Annotated in this window: 17 protein-coding genes, 1 tRNA gene, 3 rRNA genes and 1 CRISPR repeat array (1 of these 22 running past the window's edge); of the genes, 1 reads left to right on the top strand and 20 read right to left on the bottom strand. The window is 33.6% G+C overall.

The annotated features are described in order from the left end of the window. A CRISPR array of direct repeats spans positions 1-449; the repeat unit is 36 nt; unit sequence GTTTGATACTCATCTAAAATTACATCAATCTCAAAC (it extends 1,173 nt beyond the left edge of the window). Positions 450-532: 83 nt separating this feature from the next. The 4 genes from csn2 to cas9 are packed head-to-tail and all read right to left on the bottom strand — an operon-like array spanning position 533 to position 6,541. Further along, on the bottom strand, positions 533-1,213 hold the full coding sequence (gene csn2 / locus ACK2WO_RS01465; RefSeq protein ID WP_414698198.1) for a type II-A CRISPR-associated protein Csn2: 681 nt from the start codon (positions 1,211-1,213) through the stop codon (positions 533-535). Then, entirely contained in the window at positions 1,210-1,515 is a 306-nt protein-coding gene (cas2, locus tag ACK2WO_RS01470; protein WP_201416593.1) for a CRISPR-associated endonuclease Cas2, read from the bottom strand. Before cas2 ends, csn2 begins: the two co-directional genes overlap by 4 nt. A gap of 4 nt (positions 1,516-1,519) precedes the next feature. After that, positions 1,520-2,395 (bottom strand): type II CRISPR-associated endonuclease Cas1, encoded by an 876-nt coding sequence (gene cas1 / locus ACK2WO_RS01475; protein ID WP_414698199.1) that lies wholly within the window; start codon positions 2,393-2,395, stop codon positions 1,520-1,522. A 3-nt stretch (positions 2,396-2,398) separates the two neighbouring features. Next, positions 2,399-6,541, bottom strand: a complete 4,143-nt coding sequence (cas9, locus tag ACK2WO_RS01480) for a type II CRISPR RNA-guided endonuclease Cas9 (RefSeq protein ID WP_414698200.1) — start codon at positions 6,539-6,541, stop codon at positions 2,399-2,401. A 484-nt stretch (positions 6,542-7,025) separates the two neighbouring features. Between cas9 and ACK2WO_RS01485 the strand changes: the two genes are divergently transcribed. Continuing rightward, the gene (locus ACK2WO_RS01485; protein WP_414698201.1) at positions 7,026-8,213 is read left to right on the top strand and encodes a pyridoxal phosphate-dependent aminotransferase; all 1,188 of its coding nucleotides are present in this window, start codon (positions 7,026-7,028) and stop codon (positions 8,211-8,213) included. Positions 8,214-8,346: 133 nt separating this feature from the next. Here the strand turns inward: ACK2WO_RS01485 and rrf are convergent. The 16 genes from rrf to ACK2WO_RS01565 form a co-directional block, all read right to left on the bottom strand. After that, a 5S ribosomal RNA gene (gene rrf, locus ACK2WO_RS01490) occupies positions 8,347-8,463 on the bottom strand. 68 nt (positions 8,464-8,531) lie between these two features. Further along, positions 8,532-11,433 (bottom strand): 23S ribosomal RNA (locus ACK2WO_RS01495). Between the two features lie 103 nt (positions 11,434-11,536). Then, positions 11,537-11,612: transfer RNA gene (locus ACK2WO_RS01500), tRNA-Ala, on the bottom strand. A 52-nt stretch (positions 11,613-11,664) separates the two neighbouring features. Next, positions 11,665-13,167: ribosomal RNA gene (locus ACK2WO_RS01505) — 16S ribosomal RNA — on the bottom strand. Together the 16S, 23S and 5S rRNA genes with 1 tRNA gene alongside form the textbook arrangement of a ribosomal RNA operon. 659 nt (positions 13,168-13,826) lie before the next feature. Further along, on the bottom strand, positions 13,827-15,353 hold the full coding sequence (gene lysS, locus ACK2WO_RS01510; RefSeq protein WP_414698202.1) for a lysine--tRNA ligase: 1,527 nt from the start codon (positions 15,351-15,353) through the stop codon (positions 13,827-13,829). Between the two features lie 53 nt (positions 15,354-15,406). Then, positions 15,407-15,886, bottom strand: a complete 480-nt coding sequence (gene greA, locus ACK2WO_RS01515) for a transcription elongation factor GreA (protein ID WP_414698203.1) — start codon at positions 15,884-15,886, stop codon at positions 15,407-15,409. A 113-nt stretch (positions 15,887-15,999) separates the two neighbouring features. Next, positions 16,000-16,968, bottom strand: a complete 969-nt coding sequence (gene dusB, locus ACK2WO_RS01520) for a tRNA dihydrouridine synthase DusB (protein ID WP_414698204.1) — start codon at positions 16,966-16,968, stop codon at positions 16,000-16,002. Between the two features lie 149 nt (positions 16,969-17,117). After that, positions 17,118-17,897: a type III pantothenate kinase gene (locus ACK2WO_RS01525; RefSeq protein ID WP_178411894.1), complete on the bottom strand. Its 780-nt coding sequence runs from the start codon at positions 17,895-17,897 to the stop codon at positions 17,118-17,120. A 119-nt stretch (positions 17,898-18,016) separates the two neighbouring features. Then, complete coding sequence (locus tag ACK2WO_RS01530) at positions 18,017-19,006, bottom strand: biotin--[acetyl-CoA-carboxylase] ligase (protein ID WP_414698205.1); 990 nt, start codon at positions 19,004-19,006, stop codon at positions 18,017-18,019. Positions 19,007-19,111: 105 nt separating this feature from the next. Further along, positions 19,112-21,127, bottom strand: coding sequence for an ATP-dependent zinc metalloprotease FtsH (ftsH, locus tag ACK2WO_RS01535; protein WP_414698206.1), 2,016 nt, complete (start codon positions 21,125-21,127; stop codon positions 19,112-19,114). A gap of 27 nt (positions 21,128-21,154) precedes the next feature. Beyond that, a complete protein-coding gene (gene tilS / locus ACK2WO_RS01540) occupies positions 21,155-22,540 on the bottom strand; it encodes a tRNA lysidine(34) synthetase TilS (RefSeq protein WP_414698207.1) in 1,386 nt (461 codons plus the stop codon). 148 nt (positions 22,541-22,688) lie between these two features. After that, positions 22,689-23,096 (bottom strand): DUF1934 domain-containing protein, encoded by a 408-nt coding sequence (locus ACK2WO_RS01545; RefSeq protein ID WP_414698208.1) that lies wholly within the window; start codon positions 23,094-23,096, stop codon positions 22,689-22,691. A 24-nt stretch (positions 23,097-23,120) separates the two neighbouring features. Further along, positions 23,121-23,924 carry a glutamate racemase gene (gene murI / locus ACK2WO_RS01550; RefSeq protein WP_414698209.1) on the bottom strand — a complete coding sequence of 268 codons (804 nt, stop codon included), beginning with the start codon at positions 23,922-23,924 and terminating at the stop codon, positions 23,121-23,123. Positions 23,925-23,951: 27 nt separating this feature from the next. Further along, positions 23,952-24,623 (bottom strand): FCD domain-containing protein, encoded by a 672-nt coding sequence (locus ACK2WO_RS01555; protein WP_178411888.1) that lies wholly within the window; start codon positions 24,621-24,623, stop codon positions 23,952-23,954. Further along, entirely contained in the window at positions 24,607-25,488 is an 882-nt protein-coding gene (gene ispE / locus ACK2WO_RS01560; RefSeq protein ID WP_414698210.1) for a 4-(cytidine 5'-diphospho)-2-C-methyl-D-erythritol kinase, read from the bottom strand. The genes ACK2WO_RS01555 and ispE overlap by 17 nt, the downstream gene beginning before the upstream one ends. Positions 25,489-25,702: 214 nt before the next feature. Then, positions 25,703-25,975 carry a Veg family protein gene (locus ACK2WO_RS01565; protein WP_178411898.1) on the bottom strand — a complete coding sequence of 91 codons (273 nt, stop codon included), beginning with the start codon at positions 25,973-25,975 and terminating at the stop codon, positions 25,703-25,705. Positions 25,976-26,051: the final 76 nt, after the last annotated feature.

Raw genomic sequence — 26,051 nt, forward strand, 5'->3', positions numbered from 1 at the left:
TATACCAGTTTATAAAGTTTGATACTCATCTAAAATTACATCAATCTCAAACTATATCTCCTTTTTGAACAGTAACTTCATCTGTTTGATACTCATCTAAAATTACATCAATCTCAAACAAAAAGAATGATACTAACAGAAAACTATTCGTTTGATACTCATCTAAAATTACATCAATCTCAAACATGTTACCACCACATTCTTTAGGTTCTTCTGTTTGATACTCATCTAAAATTACATCAATCTCAAACCATTTTGCATTGTTTTAAAAATAAGAAAGGGTTTGATACTCATCTAAAATTACATCAATCTCAAACGATAGATACATGGATGTATTCGAAAAAATGGTTTGATACTCATCTAAAATTACATCAATCTCAAACAGATCCTCAGACAATAAGTAAAGTTAATGAGTTTGATACTCATCTAAAATTACATCAATCTCAAACCTCAAATTCGAGAAACACGCCCATCACAGCATGGGTAACTTTAGATAATCTTAATTAAAATATATCATTAAAAGATTGAAAAATCAATAAATCTCGCATAAATCTTTATCTAAAACAAATACTTTTTCAAACTCGTTACAAACATCATTTACCTCATTTTCTATCATTATCAGAAAAATTTTTTTATACGCTACAAACTTATAAAATTCTTCTAACTCCTCTAACTTAAAGAAGTCTCTAAAATTAACAAATATAAAAATATCTTTACCTGTAATTTCATTTACCACACTTATATAATCACAAATTCTATCTAATTCACTTGTATAATCTTTTAAAAATTTTACATTTGCCATCTTAAAAAGATCTACAATATCTATATCAATAGAAAATTCCAAAGGATAATCAGATATGTCGACAATTTTATCGACATATCTAACTATCTCAGAATTAATCTTCCCTGTTTCTACATACATATCTTCCTCTGTAGAAATTTCTTTTAATTTATTGTGCACCTTTGTAATTATTTTCTTATTATTGATGTCTAAAGAATAAAAGTCTAAAATTATCTCAACTTTTTTAGATAACTTAATTTCTTTTTCTTCATTGCTCAACACAAATCTTCCAGAATCATTCAAATCCATACATTGAGAGTATAACTCTCCAATATACTCTCTAAAAACTTTTTTATCTTCTATAACTATTAAGTCAACTATATTTTCTTTAAATTCAATTTGATAATTAAATTCTGGGTGTACTAATTTCATATTATTACCAACCTTTCATCACTGTCTAATACATCGGATTTTTTCTCTCCGATAATCATCTCCATTTTAGAATACTGCTTTTCTGTTACTGTAAGAACTTGAACAAGACCATCTTTAGGACTATTCTTTTTTATATTATCCAATAAAATATTAGCTGCTGTTGTATTTAGTGATATTTTGCTGTAAACAGACTCTTGCATCATTATAAATCCACTTTTTAATAGAAATTTTCTAAACCTAGTATATTCTTTTAAATCTGCTGAAGTAGTTGTTGGTAGATCAAAAAATACTATGCTTCTCATAAATCTATAACTCATCTCGATAAAATTTTATAAGAGATGTATCGTTTTCGTTAATTGCTTCAAACACACTTTTGCAGTATATTTTTATAGCATTATTTACATAGTTTCTTTTTCCATCTATCACTACCTCTTTATTTAGTATATTAACTAGTCTCATTTTCTCATCTTTTTCAAACTTATTTACATCCAGCATTTTATACACTTCCTTGTCTACTAAGATTCTGAATGGCTCCATTAAATCAGAACTAAGATTAAAGTAGTTGAACATATTATCGTGGAATACTCCAACTTGTGTAAGATATCCACTTGCAACAATTTCTCTATTAAAAGCAGATAATAAAATCGTATATCCATAGTTAAGAGCTGCATTTATTGTTGATTCATCATTTCTGGTAAATCCTTTACCAAACAATGCATTAAAGTATACCTTAGATGCATGTCCCTCTCTATTTGTTTCATCTCGATATTCTATATTTTCAATATAATCTTCAAGTAGCCTATACTCTTCTAATCCTAAATATTTTAAGAATATCATCTGCTGATTTATTTTTTCCGTTACAATATCTGTCCATACAGAATCCTTTGCTTTTTTATCCCATTTTATTTGTTTTCTTATCTTTGCACTTGTATCGTGTGAACCATTATATGGAACTGCTTCAAAGCAAGGGTTTCTTTTTTCATCACAAAATATTACTTTTACTTTTCTTTTAGCTAATTCACATAACAAGCAGGCAGTTATTGAAACTTCTGTAGATTCAATTATAAGAGTGGATAGTTCCCCTAGAAATATTCTAGTTATACCATCCCCTCTTATAACCATGTAGTTTAGTTTTAAATCCAGTTTTGCTCTGCTAGTTATTACAACTGTTCGCCAACTCATTTTTTATTTAAAGAATTTCTCTGTATCCTGTAGAAGGTCTATTCTTCTTTCGAAAAGTCCTGTTGGAGATTGATTTATTAGTATTACTTTTTCATTATTAGATAATTTTTTAAGTATTGTTAATTTACTTGTTTCTTTTGAAGCTCCTATTAACCTTAAATCAATTCCTTCTCCTGTTGTTGTAAATATTTTTAGTAAGTTTTTTAATAATATACATTGATTATAAATACTAAGTTCCTTAAATCTTTCTTTACCTTTTTCTAATGATTCTATAGCTTTTTTTACAGAAGGTCTCTTTGAGTAGACGGTATTTTTTAATTTAAGATATAATTCATTGTATATATCTATATTTTTTATATATTCAATTTTTAGTTTTTCTTCCATATTTAAATCTACTTTTGTATTATTAGCATATTTTATAATTTGTTTTAAATAATTTCCAGTTTCATTATCAACTCGTAATTGTACAGCACTCTTTAATACAATTCTATCCACCATTCTTCCAGATATATGAAGTGGATAACCATCTATTTCAAACAAACTATTTATTTTTATCTTAGGAATAAGTATTACTGGATTTTTCAGTTCTTCATTTCCTTTTATATATTCTTTAATATCTTTAAGCTCATCTTTTGAATTCATAACAACATATAATGGTATACTTTCTAGAGTTCTCATTTTATTGCCTTTTTTATCATCACTTTCTACGTAAGCAAAGAAAGCTCCTGTTGCCTTATTATATCCACCATATTTTTCAACAGATAAATACTCATTTTTATTAGATTTTATAGGTAAATATCCTTTACCACTTCCACTTTGACCTTTATTTATTATATTTTGATCAAATAATCCACCTTTTACAACGTATGAATATCTAGTAAATAGTATTCCACCTTTAGATAGCATCTCTCTTACTGTTTTTTTAGTTCCTTCAATTACATTACCATTTTCATCTTTTCTATCTGCAATCCAAGCCACCTCATCTTTTGTCTTAACATCATAATCATACATTCTATAAAGATTATATTTTCCTCTAGAGTTTATAAATCTCAATGCATTTCTAGTAAATTTAACATGATACACATTTCCAACTACTATAGCTAGATACGCATCATGAGCATGATGTAAGTCATTAAGTTCCCTTACTTTTACAAAATCAATTACTTCTTTTCTAAAATCAGATGTATTTTCTGCCTTTGTATAAACTATTTCACATTCTTTCATTATCTTACCTAGTATGCTTGCAACAGCTTTTGTACTCTGTCCTGTAAATACTATCTGTCTCTCTATGAAAGATGCTAGTTCTTCACTAGTAAGTGCATCTTTTCTTGTCAATCTCTTGTATTTTTCTGATGTTATTAGTCCCTTTGATTTTAAAATATCCCAAAATGCCTTTTGTTTGTTTTGTACTTCAGCTTTTAGAGGATATTCATCAGATTTTCTACTATTCTCAGTTTTTTTAACTAATACTAAGTTTTTAGTTATACTATCATCTTTTGTTTTAGATCTAGGATAGATATGGTCTATATCGTAATCAGTTGTAAATAGCTGAGATAATTCTATTCTTTCTCCTGTATACATATCTCTTCCCATCTGAGTGTAATATAAATAAAGTTTTTTACTTCTTAATCTACTTTCTTCCATAGTTTCTAATTTTTCAATCATTCCACTACTTTTAAATTCTCTTATATATTCATGTTCTTCTTCTTTACATTTTTTGTAGCACTCTATAAACGCATTTTTTCTTGATTCTGTTCTTTTCTTATCTCCTTCTTGTCTAGGCATTTCTACAAATATTCTCTTTGGTTCACAACCCATTACTTCCTGTATTTCCTTGACTACTAAAATTGTCTGCCATATAGATCTTTTTACCGCTGGAGATGCATATAAATCTTCCATTAAACTATCATAATCTAAATTATTTATATCTAAATCTTCATTTAAATTATTATTGTGTTTATTTATAATTTCTATAAACTCAAACTGATTTGATAATAGCTGCATTAGATTGTAATTTGTTTCCTCCATAGCTTCTATTATACTTATATCGTTATTTCCATCTATATTTGCTTTAATTCCTGTTAGGAATTTTTTAGATAATCTTCCCCAACCTGTAAAGTTAATTGCCACTAATTTTTCTAATTTTTTATCCTCTTTTTCTAATTCTGGATAAGTTGCTTTTATTTTCTTTCTAAGCATTTTCTTTTCGCTACCAAGAACTGTAGACCATAAAATTATATTTTCTGCCATTTTTAATGTTTCTAAATTTGAGTCTAAGTCTTCTAGTATAGACTTCATCTTTGCATACGAATCCATTTTATTTTTAAAATCTCCATCTATACCAGATACTTCCACATCTATTCCAAATTCTTTCTTATAAAAAGATTTTATCTTTTTAGTAGTTACAGATTTTCCTGTAAGGAATAGTTCATTATAAATTTTCTTTTTAACTTCAACATCTGGCTTTTCACCATTTATTTTTAAGTTATTCAATTCATTTAATACTCTAAACTTACTATACAAAATAGATTGATTAGGAAGCACATCCTCCCCTACTAAATAAGTACATTTATTAGTCATTCTCATAATAAAGTTTTCTGCACTCTTATCTTTATCTACCACATCATCAAAATTCCATGGATATATTTTTTCGTTTGATTTCTTTTCTATCCAACAGAATCCACTTTCTTTATGCTTGTCATTTAAAGGCCCAACGTAATATGGTATTCTAAATGTTAGCAATTTTTCTATCTTTTCTTTTGTTACATAGCCATTGCTATCTTTTTCATTTAAAAAATTGTAGTACTTCTCAGCATTTGTAATTATCTTTTTTAACTCCTCCTGATGAAGTTGATATGGAAGTACTCCATTTCTTTTATCTATTTGTTTTGGCATAAATGTAAGTTTTTCACATTCATCCATTATCCTATCTATAATAGGATCTTTATGCTTTATTTTCTTTAATATTGATAATACATTTTTACAAAATTCTTCTTGTGTTACTTTTTTCCCTGGATATACTTTCTTTTTATTTACTATATAATGACCTGTATATCTTACATAATTTGCTTTTTTATCATCTAGTTCAGAGAACATTTTTTTATATTCATCTGGTGCATATTTTTTTATTACATTTTTTAAATCTTCTAAGTCTTTTTTATGTTTTTCATAAGTAGCAACTTTTGCATCAGATAAATAACTTTCCCCATTTAATATATTAGCTAATATAGACCAATCATAAGTTTTTTTAATTCCTTCTAAGAAGTTCATTTCACTTTCAGTAAGTAAATTTTCTATTTCTTCTAAATCCTGTTCATAACTATCACTATCAAATGTTATTGATATATCTTTTCCAGATTCATTAACTAGCTCTTCATTATCAAATCCTTTTTTTATATTAGTATTTTGACCAGTTAATAGTTTTAATAATTCCTTTACTTTCTTTTCCTTATCTTTTAGCTCTATTTTATCTTCATACTTTATAGCTATATCATCATTTAAATTTTTAAATTTATCCCTTTTATTTAGAGAACTATCTTTTAGTGTATTTTCAAATCTATCTTCATTTAAAATCTCTATTTCTATCCCTATTTCTGCAAATGCTTCTACAAAACTATTCTTAGCATCTTCAAAGCTTTTTACAGCATCTATATTCTTATCTCCTAATAAGAAATGACCTCTATTTTTTATGATATTATGTATTGCCAGATATATAAGTCTAATATCTTTCTTTTCATCACTTTCAATTAAATCTTTGCGAAGATGATATATTGTAGGGTATTTTTCATGATATTCTTTATCTGTAAATCCTTCGTCATTAAATAATGCAAACGGACAATCTTTATCAGTTTTATCCTCTAAATAATATTTACTCTCTTTTAGTCTTTGGAAGAATGTTGGGTCTATCTTATTTATCTCCTCAGCAAATAATTCTTGTAAAAGTTTTATTCTTTCTTTTCTTCTGGCAGTTCTTCTTCTGCTAGATCTAAATAGCCTTCTTTCTTCTGCTGTTTTTCCTTCTTCAAATAATCTTACACCTATTAGATTTTTTCCTTTAGCTCTTAATATCTTATAATTTGTATCGGTAACTGCCCAACCAAGTGAACTAGTTCCAATATCTAACCCTAAGAAATATTCTTTAGCCATCTTTCTTCCCCCTTCTATTTTTAATGATAATCCATTTTTCTATTTGACATCTAACGCAATATAATATATACTAAAAGTATCTAAAATTACATCAAAAGTTCAAATAAAATTTTTTCAAATCGTTTGCCTGCATTGTGCAGCAAAATAAAATTATAAACTTGCTTTTAGGCAAGTTATTTTTTTGCCCATTTTAATTTTTTTACAAACACTATTTAGTTTTATTATATTACATATTTTCTGAAAAATCTATCTGTTTATTCATTAAAAAACACTTTCACTTCTTTTTATTTTATTCTCTAGGTTACAAATTTCCTTATATTTCAAAAAAATTTCCCAAACTATAGATATATCCCTTAAAATAATATATTATATAAAGTAAGCAAATTTTTAAAAAACAAAATAAACAGTCAAAAATTTACATAAAACATAACAAAATAAACTAAAACTAAAAATAAGGCTGCTTATCATAAAGGAGGAAGTTAAAATGAAACTAGCAACAAAATTAGACACACTAACACCGTCGTTTACGATAGGAATAAGTTCAAAAGTAAAAGAAATGAAAGCAAATGGAATAGACGTACTAAACCTAAGCATCGGTGAACCAGACTTCACAGTACCAGAAAAAGCAAAAGCATACGGAAAAAAATCATTAGATGAAGATTGCACTAAATACGATCTTGTTCCAGGACTTAAAATACTTAGAGAAGAAATTGTAAAAAAACTAAAAAGAGAAAATAATTGTGATTACACAATAGATGAAATAGTATTATCTAGTGGTGCAAAAAACTCTATAGCTAATGCACTTCTTGCAGTAACTAACCCAGGAGAGGAAGTTCTTATCCCTAAACCATATTGGGTAAGTTATCCAGAAATGGTTAAACTTACTGGTGCAGTTCCAAAATTCATAGATACAAAAAGAGAAAATGGATTTAAACTAACTAAAGAAGAATTAGAAGCTGCTATAACTGAAAAATCAAAAATGCTTATCCTTACTAACCCTTCTAATCCAACAGGAAACGTATATACAAAAGAAGAGTTAATAGACATAGTTAATGTATGTATTGAAAAAGAAATATTCATATTAGCAGACGAAATATACGAAAGAATTTGCTATGTCGATGGATTTACTTCTGTAGCATCTCTTTCTGAAGAAGCAAAAGACATAACAATAACTATAAATGGATTTGCAAAATCAGTTGCTATGACAGGTCTTAGACTTGGATACACTGCATCTAATAAAGAAGTTGCAAAAGCTATGAGCTCTATACAGGGACATTTAGTTTCTCATCCTTGTCTAACTGCTCAGTATATAGGATATGGAGCATTAGTTGAGTGCGAAGAAGATATAAAACACATGGTAAGTGTTTACAAATCAAGAAGAGATATGCTTGTTGAAAGACTTGACGCTATAGACCATGTTTCATACATACAGCCATCTGGAGCATTCTATATGTTCATAGATTTAAGTGAAGTTGCAGAAAAATACGATTGGAAAGAAAGTTTCTCAATAGAGTTCTGTGAAGAGCTTCTTAATAAATATCATGTCGCTGGAGTTCCTGGTATAGCATTTGGATTAGACAACTATATGCGTATATCTTATGCTTGTAGCGAAGAAACTTTCATGTCTGCAATGGATAGACTAGAAGAATTTGTAAAATCTATATTTGCTTAGTAAATAATTATTAAATAGAATAAAAAATCCTCTTGTTTTTATCAAGAGGATTTTTTTATTCATTATTATATTTATATCTTTATATTTTCCTTGAATCATATAATTCAAGAATTCATTACAATAAAAAAAGATTACGTGGCTACGTCCTACTCTCCCAGGGGCCTTCGCCCCAAGTACCATCAGCGATAGAGAGCTTAACTTCTGTGTTCGGAATGGGAACAGGTGTATCCTCTCTTCTATAATAACCACATAATCTTTATTTTCAGAGATTGTACTCTGAAAACTACATACATATTAATCAAATTACCAAATATTTTCTTGGTCAAGTCCTCGACCTATTAGTATCGGTAAGCTACATACATTACTGCACTTCCACCTCCGACCTATCAACCACGTAGTCTTCATGGGGTCTTACTTCCGAGGAATGGGAAATCTTATCTTGAGGCTGGCTTCGCGCTTAGATGCTTTCAGCGCTTATCCGTTCCGTACATAGCTACCCAGCCATGCCTCTGGCGAGACAACTGGTACACCAGCGGTACGTCCACCCCGGTCCTCTCGTACTAAGGGCAGATCCTCTCAAATTTCCTACGCCTGCGACGGATAGGGACCGAACTGTCTCACGACGTTCTGAACCCAGCTCGCGTACCACTTTAATGGGCGAACAGCCCAACCCTTGGGACCTACTACAGCCCCAGGATGTGATGAGCCGACATCGAGGTGCCAAACCTCCCCGTCGATGTGGACTCTTGGGGGAGATAAGCCTGTTATCCCCAGGGTAGCTTTTATCCGTTGAGCGATGGCCCTTCCACTCAGAACCACCGGATCACTAAGTCCGACTTTCGTCCTTGCTCGACCTGTATGTCTTGCAATCAAGCTCTCTTATGCCTTTACACTCTGTGCACGATTTCCGACCGTGCTGAGAGAACCTTTGAGCGCCTCCGTTACCTTTTGGGAGGCGACCGCCCCAGTCAAACTGCCCGCCTGACAGTGTCCCAAGACCTGATTCAAGGTCTCTGGTTAGAGTCCCAGTACTACAGGGGTGGTATCCCAACGGTGGCTCATCCAAAACTGGCGTCCTGGAATCAAAGCCTCCCACCTATGCTGTACATGTAGTACCAAGACCCAATGCCAAGCTACAGTAAAGCTCCATGGGGTCTTTCCGTCCTGTCGCAGGTATCCGGCATCTTCACCGGAATTACAATTTCACCGAGTCTGTTGTTGAGACAGTGCCCAAATCGTTACGCCTTTCGTGCGGGTCGGAACTTACCCGACAAGGAATTTCGCTACCTTAGGACCGTTATAGTTACGGCCGCCGTTTACTGGGGCTTAAGTTCACTGCTTCGATTGCTCTAACAGATCCCCTTAACCTTCCAGCACCGGGCAGGCGTCAGCTCCTATACATCGTCTTGCGACTTAGCAGAAACCTATGTTTTTGGTAAACAGTCGCTTGGGCCTATTCTCTGCGGCCATCTTTCGATGGCACCCCTTATCCCTAAGTTACGGGGTCATTTTGCCGAGTTCCTTAACAACAGTTCTCTCGCTGGCCTTAGGATACTCTCCTCACCCACCTGTGTCGGTTTGCGGTACGGGCGCCTTTAAACTCGATAGAGACTTTTCTCGACAGTGTGAATGCAGATGCTTCGCTACTAAATTTCGCTCCCCGTCACACCCCAGCATTGTATCCGTGGATTTGCCTCCGGATACTGCCTCAGTGCTTGGACGTGCATAACCAACAGCACGCTCATCCTGTCCTACTGTGTCATCCCATTTCTCAAACGCTTATTGGCGGTACAGGAATTTCAACCTGTTGTCCATCACCTACGCCTTTCGGCCTCGGCTTAGGTCCCGACTAACCCAGGGAGGACGAACCTTCCCCTGGAAACCTTGGGTTTACGGCCTGTGGGATTCTCACCCACATCTCGCTACTCATGCCAACATTCTCACTTCTTTACAGTCCACATGTCCTTACGGTCATGCTTCTGCCCAGTAAAGAAAGCTCCCCTACCCATCATAAATGATGCCGTGACTTCGGTAGTAGGTTTTAGCCCCGGAAATCTTCGGCGCAGGATCACTCGACCAGTGAGCTATTACGCACTCTTTGAATGAGTGGCTGCTTCTAAGCCAACATCCTGGTTGTCTGTGCAATCCCACATCCTTTACCACTTAACCTACATTTGGGGACCTTAGCCGACGGTCTGGGCTGTTGCCCTCTCGACCGTGAATCTTATCACCCACGGTCTGACTCCCAGATAAAAGATGACGGCATTCGGAGTTTGATAGTCTTCGGTAGGTGCAATACCCCCTAGGACATTCAGTGCTCTACCTCCGTATCTCTGAATCTGAGGCTAGCCCTAAAGCTATTTCGGGGAGAACCAGCTATCTCCGGGTTCGATTGGAATTTCACCGCTATCCACAAGTCATCCCCGAGCTTTTCAACGCTCGTGGGTTCGGTCCTCCACGAAATTTTACTTTCGCTTCAACCTGCTCATGGATAGGTCACCCGGTTTCGGGTCTACGTCATGCAACTAAACGCTCAGTTAAAACTCGCTTTCGCTGCGGCTGCATACTTGAAGTACTTAACCTTGCTGCATAACGTAACTCGTTGGCCCGTTCTACAAAAAGTACGCGGTCACACAAGAAATGTGCTTCCACAGTTTGTAAGTACAGGGTTTCAGGTTCTATTTCACTCCCCTCCCGGGGTTCTTTTCACCTTTCCCTCACGGTACTATGCGCTATCGGTCACCGGGTAGTATTTAGCCTTGGAGGGTGGTCCCTCCTGCTTCCCACGGGGTTTCACGTGTCCCGTGGTACTCTGGATCATATCGGAAGTCTTCTCACTTCGACTACAGGGCTGTTACCTTCTGTGGCGGAGCTTTCCAAAACTCTTCGTCTGTAATAACCTCTTCCTGATGATATGTCCGCAACCCCTAAGAAGCGAACTTCTTAGGTTTGGGCTGTTCCGCGTTCGCTCGCCGCTACTAGCGGAATCGAATTTCTTTCTCTTCCTTCGGGTACTTAGATGTTTCAGTTCCCCGAGTTCCCCTCAACGAGCTATGTATTCACTCGAAGATACCATGACATTACTCATGGTGAGTTTCCTCATTCGGAAATCTATGGATCAAAGTTTACGTGCAACTCCCCATAGCTTATCGCAGCTTATCACGTCCTTCATCGGCTCCCGGTGCCAAGGCATCCGCCCTGCACCCTTAATAACTTGACCAGTTACAGTTGATATTTTTTTATAAGGTTATCGTCCTTATTTATCACATTAAGGAAATAAATGATGTCATATCATAATATATATGTAGTTTTCAAAGTACAAATGGTGGAGATGAGGAGATTCGAACTCCTGACCCCTTGCTTGCAAGGCAAGTGCTCTCCCAACTGAGCTACACCCCCATATTAAGTTTGTATAAACTTTCAAAACTGAACAGCAGATAATTCTCCCTAGAAAGGAGGTGATCCAGCCGCACCTTCCGATACGGCTACCTTGTTACGACTTCACCCCAGTTATTGATTCCACCTTCGACGACTTCTCCCAAAAGGTTAGATAGTCGGCTTCGGGTGTCTCCAACTCCCATGGTGTGACGGGCGGTGTGTACAAGACCCGGGAACGCATTCACCGCAGCATTCTGATCTGCGATTACTAGTAACTCCAGCTTCATGTAGGCGAGTTTCAGCCTACAATCCGAACTGAGAATGGCTTTAAGGGATTTGCTCCACCTCACGGCTTGGCTGCCCTCTGTACCACCCATTGTAGCACGTGTGTAGCCCTAGGCATAAGGGGCATGATGATTTGACGTCATCCCCACCTTCCTCCAGGTTATCCCTGGCAGTCTCTCTAGAGTGCCCAACTAAATGATGGCAACTAAAGACAAGGGTTGCGCTCGTTGCGGGACTTAACCCAACATCTCACGACACGAGCTGACGACAACCATGCACCACCTGTCACTTCTGTCCCCGGAGGGAAAGAGGAGATTAGTCCTCGGTCAGAAGGATGTCAAGCCTAGGTAAGGTTCTTCGCGTTGCTTCGAATTAAACCACATGCTCCGCTACTTGTGCGGGTCCCCGTCAATTCCTTTGAGTTTCACACTTGCGTGCGTACTCCCCAGGCGGAGTACTTAATGCGTTAGCTGCGGCACCGAAGGGGGTAACCTCCGACACCTAGTACTCATCGTTTACAGCGTGGACTACCAGGGTATCTAATCCTGTTTGCTCCCCACGCTTTCGTGCCTCAGCGTCAGTTACAGTCCAGAAAGCCGCCTTCGCTACTGGTGTTCCTCCCAATATCTACGCATTTCACCGCTACACTGGGAATTCCGCTTTCCTCTCCTGCACTCAAGTCAGACAGTATCAGGAGCTTACTACGGTTGAGCCGTAGCCTTTAACTCCTGACTTGAAAGACCGCCTACGCACCCTTTACGCCCAGTAAATCCGGATAACGCTAGCCCCCTACGTATTACCGCGGCTGCTGGCACGTAGTTAGCCGGGGCTTCCTCCTCAAGTACCGTCATTATCTTCCTTGAGGACAGAGCTTTACGACCCGAAGGCCTTCATCGCTCACGCGGCGTTGCTGCATCAGGCTTGCGCCCATTGTGCAATATTCCCCACTGCTGCCTCCCGTAGGAGTTTGGACCGTGTCTCAGTTCCAATGTGGCCGATCACCCTCTCAGGTCGGCTACTGATCGTCGCCTTGGTGGGCCGTTACCCCGCCAACAAGCTAATCAGACGCGGGTCCATCCTGTACCGAAAAATCTTTGATATAAAAGTCATGCGACTCTTATATATTATCCCGTATTAGCATACCTTTCGGTATGTTATCCGTGTGTACAGGGCAGGTTACCCACGCGTTACTCACCCGTCCGCCGCTCTTCTCCGAAGAGAATCGCTCGACTTGCATGTGTTAGGCACGCCGCCAGCGTTCATCCTGAGCCAGGATCAAACTCTCAAAAATAAATTTTCGAAGAAAATTTATGTCGCCGATGATATTTCTCATTCTCATTCGAAATATCCATCGCTCAAATAAAATTTCTACAATGTTGAATCCGCTCAGATGTTATCTCAAAATATCTGGCATGGTTTGTATGGCGTTCGAATTATTTATTCGAACTAAATATATCTGCTGTTCAGTTTTCAAAGTTCATTTTCTATCTCACTGCCCTCTCTCTCAAGGACAAGTATTATAATATCACCTTTAATTTATATCGTCAACACTTTTTTAAACTTTTTTTTAATATTTTTTTACTTTTATATTTTTTACGTTCATTAATTTTTAATATACTTTTATATTTCATATCACTATTTATATTTAAAAATAAATTTAATTCTTTGTTCGTATTTTTCAATTTCACGATATAACAATATATAAATTTAATTTATTTAAATTCACATATTTTTTTATATTCTACTCACTAATTTTTGCATTTTACTCGCTAAAATATATATTTCAACCAAAATATTATCATTTAAATTTGTCATATAAAGGCTATATAAAAATTAAAAAAGGACTATCTAATCATAAAATTAAATAGTCCTTCGTAATTATCATCAAAAAATATTCTACTTTTCTAAAACAATTCTAAAAATAATATACAAATTTAAATCCAAAATATATTATTCAGCAGATTCTTCCTGTTTTTCTATTGGTTTCATAGTAGGGAACAATAATACGTCTCTTATTGATGTTGAATCAGTAAGAAGCATTATAACTCTATCTATACCTATTCCTAGTCCACCTGTTGGAGGAAGACCTACTTCAAGAGCATTTAAGAAATCTTCGTCCATATCACAAGCTTCGTCATCTCCAAGCTCTTTCTTTCTTAACTGGTCCATAAATCTACCTTTCTGGTCGATTGGGTCGTTAAGTTCAGAGAATGCATTAGCAAGCTCCCAACCATTAGCAAATGCTTCAAATCTGTCAGTAAGTCTTGGATCTTCATTATTTCTCTTAGATAATGGAGATATTTCAACTGGATGGTGTGTTATAAATGTAGGCTGCACTAATTTATCTTCACCAAATTCTTCAAAGAATTCAGCTATTATTTCCCCTCTTCTCATTCCCGGTTTAACTTCTATACCTTTTTCTTTAGCTATAGCTATAGCTTCTTCATCAGTATTTATTTCATTAAAGTCTACTCCAGAATATTCTTTAACACATTCTATCATAGTCATTCTCTTCCAAGGTGGTTTGAAGTCTATTTCTTTACCCTGGTAAACTACTTTTGTGCTTCCTGTAGCAACTTCTGCCATATGAGCTATAAGATTTTCAGCTATTTCCATCATATCTGTAAAGTCAGCATAAGCCTGGTATAATTCTATAGCTGTGTACTCTGGGTTGTGTTTCATGTCCATACCTTCATTTCTGAACATTCTTCCCATTTCGTAAACTTTATCAAATCCACCAACGATTAATCTTTTTAAGTATAATTCGTTAGCTATTCTTAAATACATTGGTATATGTAAAGTATTGTGGTGAGTTATGAAAGGTCTAGCATTTGCTCCACCAGCTATTGTATTTAATATTGGAGTTTCAACTTCTAAGAATCCTCTATCATCTAAGTAAGATCTTAAAGCTTTAAGAGCTTTAGTTCTTGTTATGAAAGCATCCTTAACTTCTGGATTAACTATAAGGTCAACATATCTCTGTCTATATCTTAATTCCTGGTCTTTTAATCCGTGGTATTTTTCTGGTAGTATCTGTAAAGATTTAGATAATAAAGTAACTTTATTTGCTTTTACTGATATTTCTCCTCTTTTAGTTATGAATACTTCACCTTCTATACCAACTATATCACCTATATCATAAGTTTTGAATATATCGTATTCTTCATCACCTAGTCTATCTTTTCTAACGTAAGACTGTATTCTTCCTTCAGCATCCTGTATATCTATGAATCCTGCTTTACCCTGTATTCTCTTGCTCATCATACGTCCAGCAATTTTAACAGTTTCCCCTTCTAAAGCTTCGAATCCTTCTTTTACCTGTACAGAATAATGTGTTCTATCGTATCTACTTTCTTTGAATGGATCTCTTCCCATTTCCTGTAAATTAGCTAGTTTGTCTCTTCTTACCTGAAGCACTTCACTTAATTCTTCATTAGTCATTTCTACATTTGCTTCAGTATTTTTATTATTGCTCATAGTGCACCTCCATTTATATTTTTTATTACTTATATTTACTATTTATAAATTTATTATCTGCTTATTGATAGTATTTTGTATTTAGCTACTCCATCTGGAATCTGAACTTCTACTTCATCACCTTCAGATTTTCCTAGTATAGCTTTTCCTATTGGAGATTCATTTGATATTTTACCTGCAAATGGATCTGCTTCTGTTGAACCAACTATAGTATAAGTAACTTCTTCTTCAAAATCATAATCGTAAAGTTTTACTATTGATCCTGCAGTTACTTTACTTAAATCTATAGATTCTTCATCTATTATAGTTGCCTTTCTTATCATGTTTTCTATTTTTAATATTTTTTCTTCTAATTCAGCCTGTTCTTTTTTAGCTTCATCGTACTCAGCATTTTCTGATAAATCTCCGTATGATATAGCTACTTTTAGCTTTTCAGCAACATCTTTTCTACCAACTATTTTTAATTCTTCAAGCTCAGCTTCTAGTTTGTCAAAACCTTCCTGAGTTAATAATATTTCTTTATTTGCTTCCATTTTTCTTATTAAACTCCTTCTCGTAAATGTTATTAAATTTTCTATTTATTTTAAATGGGTATTAAATCGCCATTATTTTACTTTATCCGCTATATTATAGGCTAATATTCGCATTATGTCAAGGATTCAGCTATATAAGCCTCTAATCTACCTACCACTTCATCAGCTGATTCTAGCTTATTTATTTCGTCTCTAAGCCTTGCAGATTTTTTCATTCCCTTTAAGTACCAACCCAAATGTTTTCTCATTTCTCTTACAGCTACATACTCTCCATCTTCTTTAATTGCAAGATTGAAGTGCTTTATTGCAGTTCTTATTTTTTCTTCTGCTGTTGGTTCGGGAAGTATTTCTCCTGTTTTCATATAGTGATTTATTCTATTAAATATCCAAGGATTTCCCTGTGCACCACGACCTATCATTATAGCATCGCATCCTGTTTTTTTTCTTATATTTATAGCATCCTCGATTGTAACTATATCTCCATTTCCTATAACAGGAATCTTGACCGCATTTTTTATTTCCTCTATTATGTCCCAATCCGCTGTTCCAGAATAATACTGTGCCCTTGTTCTTCCGTGAATAGTTATAGCCTGAGCACCACTAGCCTCTGCCATTTTTGCAAATTCTACTGCATTTATACTATCATCATCCCAACCTTTTCTAAACTTAACTGTAACAGGTTTTTTAGATTTTTTCGCTGCTGCCTCTATAACTTTTGCTGCAAGCTGTGGAGTCTTCATTAATGCTGATCCATCTCCATTTTTTACAACTTTAGGAGCAGGACACCCCATATTTATATCTAATATCTCATTTGAATGTTCATTTAAAATCTCTGTCGCCCCTGCTATAAATTCTGGCTCAGATCCAAATATCTGAACTGCGACAGGATGTTCTTCTTCCTCTATTTTAAGCATGCCCTTTGTCTTTTCATCATCGTAGCAAAGAGCCTTTGCATTTATCATCTCTGTATATAAAAGGCCACTACCATACTCCTTGCAAATAAGTCTAAATGCTAAGTCGGTAACTCCAGCCATAGGTGCTAAAAACACTTCATTTTCAAGTACTACATCGCCTATTCTCATATTACACTTCCTTTCTATTTAAATCTAAAATTCATAAAGTCAATGGTATTATATTAACACAAAACTCTACCCTTCTTCAATAAGACAGCCCTCAAGTCTACAAAAAAATTAGAGGCACTAAAAGCACCTCTATTTTTAAAAGTTTGATTTTATAATTCGTTATTTTTATTTTTTTCGTATATTATTCTAAGTCCTTCTAAAGTAAGGAATTTATCTATCTCATCTATACTATCTGTTTCCGATGAAATAAGTCCTGCAAGACCTCCAGTAGCAACTACCTTAACATCTTGATTTTTAAGTTCATCTTTCATCATTTCAATTATTTTATCTACAAGTCCTACATATCCATATATAAGTCCTGCCTGCATTGCAGAAACAGTATTTTTAGCTATTACAGTCCCTGGTTTTATAAGTTCTACCCTTGGTAGCTTAGATGCTCTCTGGAATAGCGCCTCACTTGAAATTTTAACTCCTGGAGCTATTGTTCCCCCTAAGTACTCTCCTGTCTCTGATATTGCACAGAATGTAGTAGCAGTTCCAAAATCAACAATTATTAATGGATAACCGTATTTTTCTATAGCTGCAACAGCATTTACTATTCTATCTGCTCCAACCTGTCTTGGATTATCATATTTTATATTAAGACCTGTCTTTATTCCAGGACCTACTACCATAGCTTCTTTATCGCAGTATTTTCTAGCAAAATTTTCTAAAGAATGCATAACATCTGGAACAACAGAAGATATTATAACATCGTCTATATCCTCTATTTTTAAATCATAATGTCTAAATAAATCTTTTATAAGCATTCCATATTCATCTGAAGTTTTGTATTTATCTGTATGAATTCTCCAATGTTTTTCAAGTTTATCTCCATTGTATAGTCCTAGTACCATGTTTGTATTTCCCACATCAAACACCAATAACATAAATCTTTCCTTCTTTCGTATTCTAATTTATATCAGATTATTTTCTCTTATATATCTCCCTAGCATAGTTATTTTAACAACTTGAAATATATGTGTCAATAATATTGTATACAAAGTAATTAAATATATCCATTTTGACCTCTAACAGATACTTCTCCAGATATTATTTCTTCTATTTCTCCGTCGTTATGTTTTACTATAAGGTTTCCATCATTGCTTATATCCATGCAGTATACTTTTTCTCTATGATCTTTTTTTATTAGGTATACATCTTTACCTATAAGAACTGAATATTTTCTACAGATTCCTATTATATCCTCTCTGCTTCCATCTTCAATATATAAATTGTATAACTCTTCAAATTCTTTCATAATTTCCCTTATTATATCAGTTCCTTTAATATCAAATCCTTCTTTTTTTAGAGATGTTGCTTTTTTAGATAATTCCCCGGGAAATAACATAGTATTTACATTTATTCCCATACCTATAACTACACAGCCAACTTTTTCTACCTCAGCGACCATTTCTGTAAGTATTCCACATATCTTTTGCCCGTTCAATACAATGTCATTTGGCCATTTTATCTCAGCATCTACACCTAAATTTCTAAACGCATTTAATATAGATGCACCTGCAACTAATGTTAAAAACGGAGCCTTATATACTGGTATATCTGGTTTTAACATCAGACTCATCCATATACCTTCTCCTACATTTGATTGCCAGTTTTTTCCGAGTCTGCCCTTTCCAGCAGATTGATACTCAGATATGATAAGTGTTCCATCTTTTAGAGATTCAAAATTATCTTTTGCATAATTATTTGTAGAATCTATCTCTTGGAAATATTTTATATTTTGACCTACAAATTTCGTATCTAAATTCGCAGTTATCTGCTCTGGAATTATTACATCTGAATTTACATCTACAATTCTATATCCTTTTTTATTTATCGCTTCTATATCATATCCATTTTCTTTTAGATAATTTATATGCTTCCACACAGCAGCTCTAGAAATTCCAAGTTCTTTAGAAATACTTTCTCCAGATATAAATTCTTCTCCAGAATTAGATAGCATTTCTATTATTCTCTTTCTATTATCTTTAGGCATGCTCATTCTTCCTTTCCACAAACTATATACCAATATCTAAAACTTAGATTATAAAAAAGGGAAGGTATCCACCTTCCCCCTAGTTTATCTTTTTATTTATAAATATTATTCTTCCTCATCAAAAATATTTTTTACTTTTTCTGATTCATTAGAAGATTCTATTTTAGACTCATCATCAGATTCTATTTCTGCAGTTGCTTCTGTTTCAGAAGTTTCATCTTTAACTTCTACAAAATCAGCTTCATAGTCTACTACTCCTGCTTCTTTCTTTCTGTTTTCTTCTATTTCATCTAAGTCTAAATCTAATGGAAGATTTCCATCTATAGCTTTTATAAATTCTTCTGCATCTAATGTTTCGTATACTAATAACGCCTGTGCAACATTTTCTAATTTATCCATATTTTCTGATAGGATTTTCTTAGTCATTTCGTATGCACCAAGTATTATATTTCTTATTTCTACGTCGATTTCATTTGCAACTTCTTCTGAGTATGTTCTAGTGTTTGATATGCTATTTCCTAAGAATACCTCACCTTCACTGTCAAATGTCATAGGTCCTATCTTAGCACTCATACCGTATTTCTTAACCATATCTCTAGCTGTCTGACTAACTCTTTCAAGGTCGTTAGAAGCTCCAGTAGATATATCTTTAAGAACTAACTCTTCAGCAACCCTACCACCAAGCATAACTATTATATTTTCTTCCATATCTCTCTTAGTAGCAAAGTATTTGTCCTCTACAGGTAGCTGCATTGTAAATCCACCTGCCATACCTCTAGGTATTATAGTTACCTGATGTACCGGACTTACATTTTCAAGTAAGTGTGCACAAACTGCATGTCCTGCTTCGTGGTATGCAGTAAGTCTCTTTTCTTTGTCGCTTATTACTCTTGATTTTTTAGCTACACCAACTATAACCTTAGTTATAGATTCTTCTATTGTAGCCATTCTTATTTTCTTTTCACCTTTTCTCGCAGTTAATATAGCTGCTTCATTCATAAGGTTTTCTATATCTGCAGGAGTAAATCCTGGAGTTCTCTTAGCTAATACATCTAATCTAACATCATCTGCTAGAGGTTTCTTTCTTGAATGAACTTTAAATATAGCTTCTCTACCTTTAACATCAGGTGTTCCAACAACAACCTGTCTATCAAATCTGCCTGGTCTTAAAAGTGCAGGGTCTAGTATGTCAGGTCTGTTTGTAGCAGCCATTATTATTATACCCTGATTAATTCCGAAACCATCCATTTCAACTAGTAACTGGTTAAGTGTCTGTTCTCTTTCATCGTGTCCTCCACCTAGACCAGCACCTCTTTTTCTACCAACAGCATCTATTTCGTCTATGAATATTATCGCTGGAGCATTTTTCTTAGCATCTTCAAATAATGATCTAACTCTAGATGCACCTACCCCAACAAACATTTCAACGAAATCAGAACCACTTATACTGAAGAATGGTACTCCAGCTTCTCCGGCTACTGCTTTTGATAAGAATGTTTTACCTGTTCCTGGAGGCCCAACCATAAGGATACCTTTTGGTATTCTAGCTCCAAGCTGTGTGTATTTTTTAGGATTTTTTAAGAAGTCTACAACTTCCTGTAAATCCTCTTTTTCTTCTTGAAGACCTGCAACATCCGCAAATGTTACTTTTTCTCCTTCTCCATCTTTGTGTAATTTGGCTTTAGATTTTCCAAAGTTCATAACTTTGCCACCGCCGCCCTGAGACTGATTCATAAAACTGAACCAAAGTATTCCTAAGAATATAAGCATAATAAATGTTGGAAGCATTGATATGAACCAAGGTGTTGTAGGTTCTGGCTCACCATCTATTACTAACTTATTCTGTTTTGACTGTTCTAAAACTTTATCTGCGAATTGTTCGCTCTTTACTTCTGATGGTATATAAGATTTAAATTTTGTCTTATCTTTTAGTACACCTTCAACAGATGTATCATCCACAAAATATATTGAGGCTATATCCCCTTCATTAAGTTCTTGGTATACTTTTGAAAATGGAATTTCTTTTACTTCTTCTACTTCTTTTCCAGTAAACTGGATAACGCCGACTATTATAGCTAACATTAGAACGTAAAATACCATTCCTTTTAGCATTTTTTTCAAATTAAATTTCCTCCCCTCTTTAAGGTCCTACAGTTTTTTTATGCTTAGTTTAAGTACTTTTTTTGTACTTTCATCTATCTTATAATTCTCACTCATTCTGTACTCACCAGCAAGAATTACTTCTTCCTCGTCAGCCACAATTGGTACCCTATTCCTCATCGCTCTAGGTATTTTAAGGTCTATGAATAAATCTTTTATTTTTTTAGTTCCACCTTTTAGTTTAATCTTATCCCCTGGCTGCCTATTCCTTACAGTTATACCCCCTTTTATTTTATCAAAATCAATAGCTTTTATAGATGAATCTTTTTTAAGACTTCTATATTTTTCTATGCTTATAACATCAGCGTCTACTAATACGCCTAGTTCCTTTATTTTTATAAAACCATCTTTTGGTACACTGTAGCTATATTCTATTTCTTCATCTTTTATTTCTTCTAACGTAAATAGTATACTATCTATTTTTCTATATGCAAATACTCCCCTTGGAAGATTTAACATTTTACCATTTTTTGAAGCATCTATAAGCTGAATAACATCTTCTATATGCTTCTGGTCTACAAAGTTTGTATCTCCAAGTACATCCTTTATAGCATATCTTATTATTCTATTTTGTATAGCTTCATGATATGAGGATAATTTTTCTACATTTATCTCTACTGCTGCTCCATCTTTTAAAGCTACTTCCTCGTATGCCTTAGTTGCCTCAGAGTCTATAAAATCTCCATCACTCTTCATGCTATTGCTAAGCCTAACTATTGATTCTACTACATTGCTATTAAAATGTTCCCGCATATATGGTAGTAGTTCCAGTCTAATTCTATTTCTTGTATAGATACTTTCTAGATTAGTTTGATCTATCTTAGGATTTAAATCATACTGCTCACAATAAGCTTCTATATCTTTTCTTTCTATATCTAGTATAGGTCTAATTATACCATTTTCTCTAGTATATTCTATCCCTCTTAATCCTTGAAGGCCTGTTCCTCTCATAATTCTCATCATAACAGTCTCAGCCTGGTCATTCATATTATGTCCTATTGCTATTTTATTAGCACCAGTTCTTCTTTTTATTTCATAGAACATTTCATATCTTATATTTCTAGCACCTTCTTCCAAAGAAAGTCCATTTTCTTCACAATATTTTGGTACATCTACAGATTTTATAAACACTGGAATTCCAAGAGAATCACAAAGCTCAGATACAAATAATGCATCCTTCTGTGCCTCAATTCCCCTTATCTGATGATTTAGATGTGCTGCATATATTTTTAAATTTCTAGATTCTTTTAATCTATTTAATATATGAAGAAGGCAAACTGAATCCGGCCCTCCTGAAAGTCCAACTATTATTTTATCTCCATACGATATCATATTGTGTTTATCTATAGTATCAACAACTCTATTAAATATCATATTTATTACCTCTTTTTTAGTTTTTATAGTAACTAAAGCTTTTATTTTATTAAACAAATCGCCTAAGTATAATAATACCAAATAAATCTAAGAAAAGGTAGCTTTTTCGCTACCTTATAAAAATTATTCTATTAATTTTTTAATTTAATTATTTTTCAGCTTTTATAACTATCTTATTTCTTCCAGCAAACATATTCTGAATTTCTATCATATAGTCTAAATGAACCTCTAATTTCTTTTCTCCATTTGAAATTTTAAAGTCATTTACTTTAGTATCTATTAAAAATATTCCCTGAGGAGTAGCATATCTGTTAGTATGTTTTTCACCCTTAACAAATGTCATTGTCGAGTTTACACTTCCACTTTTTATAACTTTTATGCAGTCTTTTGATATTTTTATAGTGTTTTTAACCTCCATATCTTCTTCTCTTTGGTTATATTTTATATATATACTATCGTTTTTTTCTATTAATTTTCCATATACTTTTAATTCTATGGTATCCATATTTCCATCGACATCGTATTGTTTTGTCTTTATTATTATTTTATTACTCACTATATTTCCTCGCTTATAATAAATTTAATATCTCTGTATCTCTACCTTTTCAACTTCTATCTTAGTCTTTAAAAATTCTCTAGCTATAGATGGGAATTTTACATTTATATCAGATACAAAATAGTCACATTCTCCCGGCTCTTCTTTTGTATTTAGAAGATTTTTTTCTATTAGTATATTTTTTAAATCTATTGCCGTTTCTCTAGCTGGATTTACAAGCTTAACCTCAATACCTACTTCTTCACCTATTGTTCTTTTTAACAATGGATAATGAGTACATCCAAGAACTATAGAATCTACACCTTTATCCTCAAGTTCTTTTAGATATTCTTTGGCTGTAAGTCTTGCAACTTCTGTATTTGCCCATCCTTCTTCTACTATAGGGACAAATAAAGAACATGCCTTTCCGTATACTTTTATATTCTTGTCTATTTTTTTAATTTCAGTATTATAAGCCTTTGATTTTATAGTTCCTTCAGTCCCTATAATTCCAACTTTTCCATTTTTTGTAGATGCTGCTGCTGTTCTAGCCCCAGCTTCAATAACTCCTATTATAGGCACATCATACTTTTCCTGTGCTTCAACTAAACTTCTAGCAGTAGCTGTATTACATGCTATTACTATAGCTTTAACATTTTTTGTTAGTAAAAAGTTTATAGCTTGAAAAGTATACTTCATTATCGTTTCCTTAGATCTAGGACCATATGGAACTCTGGCAGTATCACCAAAATATACTAAATCTTCATTGGGTAGTATTTTTTTAATCTCTTTTAATACTGTAAGTCCTCCTAATCCAGAATCAAAAACTCCGATTCCTCTTTTATCCATAATAAATCTCCTTATCGATTAACAACCTTATATTCTATCAGCCTTATCTATCATGTACTGTTCTGCTCTTTCTATATGCTCTTTTGCACATTTAGATGCCTTATTACCATCTCCACTTACTATAGCTTCTATTAAATGCTCGTGTTCTTCTTTTATTCCCCTTATAGCATTGTTGTCAGACATATATCCTGCTCTAAATCTGTATACCTGTTCCCAAAGAGAGTTTATCATCTGAGTAAGCCTTTTATTTCCAGCTGCTTCAAATATACACTGGTGGAACTCTACGTCCTTTTTAAGTATCTCATCAAGATTTCCATTTTCCATAGCTACATTAAGAGATTCTGATATTTTTTTAAGCTCTTCTATTTCTTTTTCGTCCATTCTTTCAGCTGCTAAATTAGCTGCTAGCCCTTCTAGTGCAGATCTTACTTCCAGTACGTCTATTATATCTTTAACAGACATATCAGCTACATATGCACCTTTTCTAGGAAGCATTATAACAAAGCCCTCTAGCTCTAACTTTCTTATAGCCTCTCTTACAGGTGTTCTACTAACTCCTAGCTGTTCTGCTAGTTGAACTTCCATAAGTCTTTCTCCAGGTTTTAGACTTCCTTCCACAATAGCCTTTCTTAAACTTTCAAAAACAACATCTCTAAGTGGTTTATAGTTATCTAAATTTAATTTAGTTAAATTTTCCATTTAATTCAATTCCCCTTTCAGCACTTCTAACAAGGTAAACTTGCTTATATTTATCTAGTAATTCTTTCTTAGCTTTTTCAGCCTCATCCTGTGAATCAAACAGTCCGAATACTGTAGGTCCACTTCCACTCATCATAGTTCCTAAGACATCACTTCTTTTCATAATATTTTCTATATCTTCTATCTCTGGATGCATTAAAGATGTTACAGATTCTAAGACATTACACATATTTTTTGCAAGTTCATCTATTCTATCTTCTTTAAGACATTCTATAAGATATTTATTATCTGGTCTTTTAGATACATTTGAATTATCAAATTTATTGTATACTTCTTTTGTAGATACAAATAGTTCCGGTTTACACACTAATACAAAAACATCGTTATTTAGACCTTTTATATTAGTTAATTTTTCACCTAAATTTTCCGCAAGTACTGCTCCTCCAGATATACAGAATGGAACATCTGCTCCAAGTTCAAATCCAATTTCTTTTAACTCTTCTTCATTAAGTCCTAATTCCCACATATCGTTTAAAGCCACTAAAGTACCTGCTGCATTTGTACTTCCCCCAGCCATACCTGCTGCAACAGGTATTCTTTTATCTATAAAAATCTCAGCTCCTTTTTTTACCCCAGTTTTTTCTTTTAGGAGTTGTGCTGCTTTATATACTATATTATTTTCATTAAGCGGTATTTCTTTACTTTTACTTTTAAGTATTATTTTCCCATCGTTTCGCTCTGTTATGTCGAGAATATCGTATAAATCGATAGACTGCATTATCATTTCAACAAGATGGTATCCATTTGGAAGCTTACCAAGTACATCTATAGATAAATTTATTTTAGCTCTACATTTAACCTTCATTTTATTATCCTCCGACATATTTTTGCAAAAAAATTAGTTCATATTATCACATTATTAATTATACTACAAAAAACAGGTAATTGTGTATATAATATACAATTACCTGTTCTCTTAATTTGAATCAAATTCCATTAATTAACTTTTCTCAAAAAAAATTATACAGTATAAGTCGTATTATACTGTAAGATTCTACTCTATTAATTTTTATTATTCTCTAACTTACTTTACGTTCTTCTTCAGATTTTCCTTTTATTACCTGTAGTTTTACACTAGAAGTAAGTAAATCTGAATAACTATAAGAAATTCTAGATGTACCATTAGAACCATCGTCTACTCTTACTATGAATACACTTGGATATGCCTCTTCAAGTACCCCTCTTGTTGTGACAATCTGTTTTCTTCCCTTATTAGCCTTTAGCTGTACTCTTTTACCTATGTGTTTTTCAAGAGTAGATTTTATATTTTCTAAAGTCTGAACTGTTGCCATCATATCACCTTCCCAATTTTTCTATGTTTACATAATACCACAAACACAGTTTTTCGTCAAGCCTAAACTAATTATT

Source organism: Peptacetobacter sp. AB845 (assembly GCF_047528295.1).
GTDB lineage: Bacteria > Bacillota > Clostridia > Peptostreptococcales > Peptostreptococcaceae > Peptacetobacter.